Here is a 6,279-nt window from a genome sequence, read left to right on the forward strand (position 1 = left end):
CCCATCATACAGTCTCATTTTCTTGACCAGATCAATATCCGACCGCTTCGGCTCTTTTAACCGGGTAAGGATTGAGAACATCGCGGCGACCTTCAACGTATGCGGGGCAATATGAACATCCGCCACATCGCTTTCTGCGATCATTTTTTCATAAATTCTCTCTTCCTCAGACACTTTTAAATTATAAGGAACCGGCATCACGATGATTCTTGAGTGCAGGGCTTCATTCTTTTTATTAGAAATAAATGAGCGATACTCCGTTTCATTCGTGTGAGCCACGATCAGCTCATCAGCAGAAATTAACGCAAACCGCCCAGCTTTAAAATTCCCTTCCTGTGTCAAGGAAAGCAAGTGCCAGAGAAATTTCTCATCACATTTCAGCATCTCCTGAAACTCCATCATCCCGCGGTTCGCTTTATTCAGCTCTCCGTCAAACCGATAAGCGCGCGGATCTGATTCTGAACCGTACTCGGCGATTGTTGAGAAATCAATACTCCCCGTCAAATCGGCAATATCCTGAGATTTCGGATCAGAGGGACTGAATGTTCCAATTCCCGTACGCTTATCTTCTGAAAAGAAGATGCGCTCCACCTTCACATCCTCAATTCTTCCTCCGTACTCTTCCTCCAGCCTCATGACATTTAAAGGAGAAAGACTTCCTTCTATTCTAATGCCGTATTCCCTGTAAAAGTCATCGCGTAAATGATGGGGGATTAAATGTAGAGGGTCCTCGTGCATCGGGCAGCCTTTAATCGCATATACAGCGCCATTATCTGTCAGCGTGTACGCTTCGAGACCTTTTTTAAGCATTGTGACCAGCGTGGATTTACCGCCGCTCACAGGCCCCATCAGCAATAGAATCCGCTTTCTGACATCTAGACGTTTGGCAGCCGGATGAAAATACTCTTCCACAAGACGCTCCAGAGATTCTTCAAGCCCGAACAGCTCGCGGTCAAAAAAACTGTACTTCTTGCGCCCGTCAATCTCCTCTATCCCGCTGTCTTTTATCATATTAAAAACTCGAGAATGAGCAGATTGCGCGACCATCGGATTTTCTTTAATAATCTCCAAATAATCGGCGAAAGTTCCTTCCCATTTCAGCCGCTGCTCTTCCTCTCTGTACTGTTCAATTTTCTTTAATATATCCATAAGGACCTCCTCTATCATGTTTGATACACTATGCAAATAAGGTACTTTGATACAATCTATGCCGCCATCTCGTGATACATGCTTTGGTTTCTTAAAAATAAAGATACTTATACATCGTTGACAAGGCAGACCGCGACCGTTCATAATAAAGAAAAATACAGAATCATCCAGACTCGGACAGCACGGAAAAATTGAAGAGGGGGAGAGACGGTGAAAACAATCATCATGATGGGTGTCATTGTCACTTTTTTAGTATCAATTTTTACCGCAGGATACGAAAGCAAGCCTGGAAAAGAATAAAAAAGGGTGCTCCTGAAAGAGCACCCTTTTTGTATAACAGAACAATGTTTTACAGTTTTGTTTTTTCTTTAATCTGTGAATGCGGATCGCATTCATATTTGTTTTCGTACTCAATCATTCCGATGCTGCATCCCGGCCCGATGATCACTTCTTTTCCCCTGACGACTGCCGCTTCGGTATTCTCCAAATAAACCCGATCGCCTTCTATGACATCGGCGATCAGCTTCACTTTCTTCCGATTAAAAAAACTCGCGCGTCTTTTCACTGTAATTGTTGTTCCGCCGATTTCCTGCACATAGCTTATATCATGGCTCAATCCCAGCTTGATCTCACCCGAATTTAATAACCCCGAAACATCAACACAGCCTGTGACATGGAACATTTCTGTTTCACAATCACCTTTTACGCTAAGCTTCCCTTTCACATCGCAGGATTCTCCAGTCATATTCCCGCCAATTTCAGTCTGGCCTTTCAGATTGAATCGATCAAATTGAAGTGAGCCGCTGACTTTCATTGTCCCATATATATTGATTTTGCCGGCAGTCAGATCGCCTTTACATTCACTTTCTCCGAGCACACGCAGCCGCTCAGTCTCTGCTTTTCCGAGAAAAAGGCCCGTTCCGTATATGCGGCAGCCTACAGCAGACAACCCTTCTCCAACTACACCTTCTCCTTTGATGCTGACATTGTGATACGCGCCTCCTGCGGCATGCCCAGCGCCATATAATTTTAAATTTCCCAGTTTTGTTGTCTCCATTACGATCCTCCTTACAACTTTGTGGATGTTTCAACCGATGCGCTTGGATCACAGGTATAGTCCCCGCTGTATTCGACGGTTTCAATCTGGCAATCCGGGCCGATGATCACTTTATTACCGCGCACGGTTTTCGCCTTTGTATTTGTCAATTCAATCACGTCACCTTCGATCAGCTCTGCTGTTAGAACAGGCTGCGGCATCAATCTGAGCAATGACAGCATTCCTTTTCTGCAGGTCACTTGAAGATGGCGGCAGCCGATCTCCCGCGCATAGCTTTCCCCTGCAGAAAGCTTAATGATCACCTGGTCTGCATTTAAAAGCCCGCTGATTTTGCATTTCCCTTCTGATTGAAAGGTTTCTGTTTCACAATCTGCTTCCATTACAACTTTTCCGCTAATGTCAATGCCATCAGCCTTGACAGTGCCGCCAAATGTTGATGATCCAGCGATTTTCAATTGTTTTGCAGATACCTCTCCTTGGATAAAACTAGTGCCATTCATCCGGATAGATTCTGCTTCAACGTCTCCATGTATCTTTCCTGAACCGCTGATGGTTACCGCTTTCGCTTTGACGCTGCCGTCAGCTTTTCCGTTTCCATTAAAAGAAAAAGTGTCACACTCCACATCCCCGGCCACTGTCCCGCTGCCATTAATCTCAACAGATTGAAATGTTCCTCCCTTTGAACTTCCTGATCCGTTTATCACCAGCTTTTCCACTACATCCATCGATGGCCCTCCTGCATAAATGTTGTTTTTAATTCCTCTGAAGCTTTTAATAAATCTACCCGTTCCACAACCTTTACGGATGATTCAAACAAAATGCTGTCCGCCGCAGCCGCTATAAAACAAGTTGTGACACCGAGCTTGCGGAGCACAATCAGCTCCGTCTGTTTTTCAATCTCTTCAGTATCATGCTTCTTTAATACCTCTGCAGCCATTTTTGCTTCTGCAAGGCTGACATTTCCAGACTGCAGCAGTCCCTCAAGCACATACAGCGAAAGCAAATCCCTGGATGAGAAAACCGGACTTCCTCCGTCTTCTGAATAGGCTTCAAGAGCAGGCCTTGAAACCAAACCTTTATGAAGCAATTCATCAGCGGTCATGCTGACATCCTTCATTTTCGGCGAAAGCATTTCCCTCATTTCATCCAAAGACAAATTTTCTTTCATCTTTTGAATCATTGATATACGCTTTAAAATCTCCTCTCTCGGAAAAAACGTCTCTTGCCCTGTAAATGTGGATTTACGAATAAACCATTCCTCAGGTATTAAGTTTTTCCGCTTCCATCGATACAGCTGACCGTATGAAATCGATGTTCTTTCAAGTAATTCTTTTTTAGAGATTAATTGTTCTTCCATAAGTCCAGCTCCTTTGATGGGTACATTGTAACATAACACTGTTACGTTGTTAAGCCCAAAAACGAAACAAAGCATTTCAACATCCGCAAAAAAACCCGCCCATCATCGATGAGCGGGTTTTTTCACTATTTTAAATCACGGTAATTTTGCTGGCGCAGCGCTTCATAAACAAGAATTGCGGCAGTATTGGACAGATTTAACGATCTGACGTGCTCTGTCATCGGAAGACGCAGGCAGCGGTCCATATTATTTTGAATTAAATCCTTTGGCAAACCGCTTGTTTCTCTTCCGAACACGAAGAAATAATCCTCGTCAAGATCAGTGTAATCAAATGATGTATGAGGCTGCTGGCCAAATTTTGTAATAAAGAAAAACTGGCCTTTTTCATATGCATCAAACAATTCTTCTAACGAATCATGATACACAACGTTAACAAACTCCCAATAATCGAGTCCGGCACGCTTCAGCATTTTATCATCCGTTGAAAAGCCGAGCGGACGAATCAGGTGTAGCGTTGTATTGGTTGCTGCACAAGTACGTGCAATATTCCCTGTGTTAGCGGGAATTTCTGGTTGATATAAAACGACATGTAATGCCACAATGTTCACCTCTGTTTTTCTTATCCGCCCATCATTATAACATTAATTACTCTTTTGTCGTATCATCAACGATATGAAAAAAGGCATATCGTATTGACGGCGTGTATGCCGTAGAATCCTCATATGACCAATACCTCATCCTGCTGTCATAAGTCTGGGCGTTGACAAGCGGCATATTGCCTTTGTCCTTTGCCACGACAATCGTTGTATGATTAAACCGGCCGTCTCCTTCGAAGTCATAGCAAATCACATCGCCCGGCATCAGTTCTTCCGCTGATTTCACCCGCACCGCACGCAGTCCGGCCTTTGAATTCGACAAATACATTTTCATAGAGTGAGCCACCGTCCAGCTGTAGCTCCATGAGCTTTGTTTCATCCACCAGCCTGATCCCCTGTTCGGATGACCGCGCATCGGCGCGCCTCCTGCATGAAGACACTGAGAAATAAAATTTGTACAGTTATCGCTGAAATTTTTATAAGCAGGATTGCGCTTGTTCCAAAATTTCTCGGCATATTGGACAGCGCCGAGACGATCGTATTGAAAAGCCCTGCCAAACGCTTCTCTTTCCTCTTCAGAATAGTCAATAATACTGGTCCCTTCATGAAATCCAGCCGGCTTTTTCGCAATTTCCTGATCACTAATCAAAATGTGATCATACAGGAAAGCCATTCGCTCCTCTATGTGCTCTTCTATATACAAGCTGTCATCTTGTTCCTTACACACATATTCGTAATGGACGGTATACGAAAGGCAGGTCGTTCCGTCATCCTCAACCCGCACATGATTAATCACGGCCTTTGCTTTCGCTTTTATGATGTCAACTTTACGTTTTTCCAGAAGCTTTTTCTTACGCTCCATGACTTTAAGGTCTCCGACTTGAGACTCCTGTCTCATAGCATGCCCGTTAACCAGAAAGCCCAGCCGCTCCTCCGCTAATTGTTCTAAAATGTGCTTCAAGCTCACCCCACCCGCCATACTTTTTTATAGAGAAAAAACACTTGGATGATCTCAAGTGTTTTTTCCTTCTGCTCTATACGTATGTCAGGACAAGCCTTGTTTAGTCATGCCTGAAGCTTTTAGCAAATCAATTCCTTTTTCAATTTCCAGCTTTGCCTCTTCATCCTTCTCTTTTTCCAGCGCTTTTTCAAGCTCTTCCGCGTATGCGGGGTCTCCGATTTTTCCGATTGCCCATGCGGCTGTCCCCCTGATGACAGGACGCGGATCCTTGTGCATCAGTTCCGTCAATTCAGGCAGTGCGGAAGCATCCTTAAAATGGGCAAGCGCGAGAATGGCGTTTCGCTGAATCGGTTTTTTTCCGCGCCAAGAACCTGAGACATGCCCGAATTTCTCCTTAAATTCCCGATTGCTGATGGCCAAAAGCGGCTTCAATAACGGTTTGGCAATCTCAGGATCAGGCTCCATTTCCGGATGAAGATGAAAATCCTTCCCTTTATTGAGAGGGCATACCGTTTGGCACGTATCGCACCCGTACAGGCGGTTTCCGATTTTTGTCCGGAATTCATCAGGTAAAAATCCTTTTGTCTGGGTCAGAAAAGAGATGCAGCGCTGCGCATTAAGCTGCCCGGGATTAACCAGGGCTCCCGTCGGACAGGCATCCAAGCATTTCGTGCAGGACCCGCACATATCTTCAATCGGCACATCAGGCTCAAAAGGGATATTTGTGATCATCTCCGCCAAATACACATAAGAGCCATACTCGGGTGTTGTGATCATACAGTTTTTCGCACTGAATCCGATTCCGGCACGTTCCGCAACGGCGCGATCAGACAATTCACCTGTATCAACCATTGACTTCGTTCTGATATCCTCATGCTTGCTTTTTAGAAAATCCTCCAGCAGATCAAGCTTTTCCCTCAGCACATCATGATAGTCTTTTCCCCAGGAAGCTCTGCAAAAAATGCCCCTGCGCTCAGTTCTCGTGCTTCTCGGCGCATCCTTCATTCTGGAAGGATATGCCAGAGCAATTGCCACTATTGATTTCGCTTTCGGCAAAAGAAGCTTCGGCGTCACCCTTTTTTCGATATCTGGCTCTTCAAAGCCGGAGAGATAGCCGAGTGATTCTTGAAGAATCAAACGGTCTTTTAAACTGTCAAAA

At 44.7% G+C, this 6,279-nt stretch carries 6 protein-coding genes and 1 pseudogene; all 7 read right to left on the minus strand.

The window, feature by feature from the left end; translation table 11 throughout:
- Window positions 1–1,149: pseudogene (gene prkA, locus RAC86_RS33690) on the minus strand (serine/threonine protein kinase PrkA); the annotation flags it as partial.
- 349 nt (window positions 1,150–1,498) lie between these two features.
- Entirely contained in the window at window positions 1,499–2,206 is a 708-nt protein-coding gene (locus RAC86_RS33695; RefSeq protein WP_072175976.1) for a hypothetical protein, read from the minus strand.
- Window positions 2,207–2,217: 11 nt separating this feature from the next.
- Window positions 2,218–2,931, minus strand: coding sequence for a bactofilin family protein (locus tag RAC86_RS33700; protein ID WP_377886557.1), 714 nt, complete (start codon window positions 2,929–2,931; stop codon window positions 2,218–2,220).
- Window positions 2,922–3,563 carry a YhbD family protein gene (locus RAC86_RS33705; protein WP_015715554.1) on the minus strand — a complete coding sequence of 214 codons (642 nt, stop codon included), beginning with the start codon at window positions 3,561–3,563 and terminating at the stop codon, window positions 2,922–2,924. The genes RAC86_RS33700 and RAC86_RS33705 overlap by 10 nt, the downstream gene beginning before the upstream one ends.
- Window positions 3,564–3,688: 125 nt before the next feature.
- Window positions 3,689–4,171: a tRNA (uridine(34)/cytosine(34)/5-carboxymethylaminomethyluridine(34)-2'-O)-methyltransferase TrmL gene (gene trmL, locus RAC86_RS33710; RefSeq protein ID WP_072175974.1), complete on the minus strand. Its 483-nt coding sequence runs from the start codon at window positions 4,169–4,171 to the stop codon at window positions 3,689–3,691.
- Window positions 4,172–4,208: 37 nt separating this feature from the next.
- Entirely contained in the window at window positions 4,209–5,138 is a 930-nt protein-coding gene (locus RAC86_RS33715; RefSeq protein ID WP_072175973.1) for an amidase domain-containing protein, read from the minus strand.
- Between the two features lie 66 nt (window positions 5,139–5,204).
- Window positions 5,205–6,279, minus strand: a 1,075-nt coding sequence (queG, locus tag RAC86_RS33720; protein WP_377886558.1) for a tRNA epoxyqueuosine(34) reductase QueG, incomplete at its 5' end; no start/stop codon positions are given.

Source organism: Bacillus sp. LR_5 (genome assembly GCF_042709275.1).

Bases quoted from the DNA above. Each gene is read 5' to 3' on its own strand.
- RAC86_RS33695 (WP_072175976.1), bottom strand. From the start codon at position 2,206: ATGGAGACAACAAAACTGGGAAATTTAAAATTATATGGCGCTGGGCAT.
- RAC86_RS33700 (WP_377886557.1), bottom strand. From the start codon at position 2,931: ATGGATGTAGTGGAAAAGCTGGTGATAAACGGATCAGGAAGTTCAAAG.
- RAC86_RS33705 (WP_015715554.1), bottom strand. From the start codon at position 3,563: ATGGAAGAACAATTAATCTCTAAAAAAGAATTACTTGAAAGAACATCG.
- RAC86_RS33715 (WP_072175973.1), bottom strand. From the start codon at position 5,138: ATGGCGGGTGGGGTGAGCTTGAAGCACATTTTAGAACAATTAGCGGAG.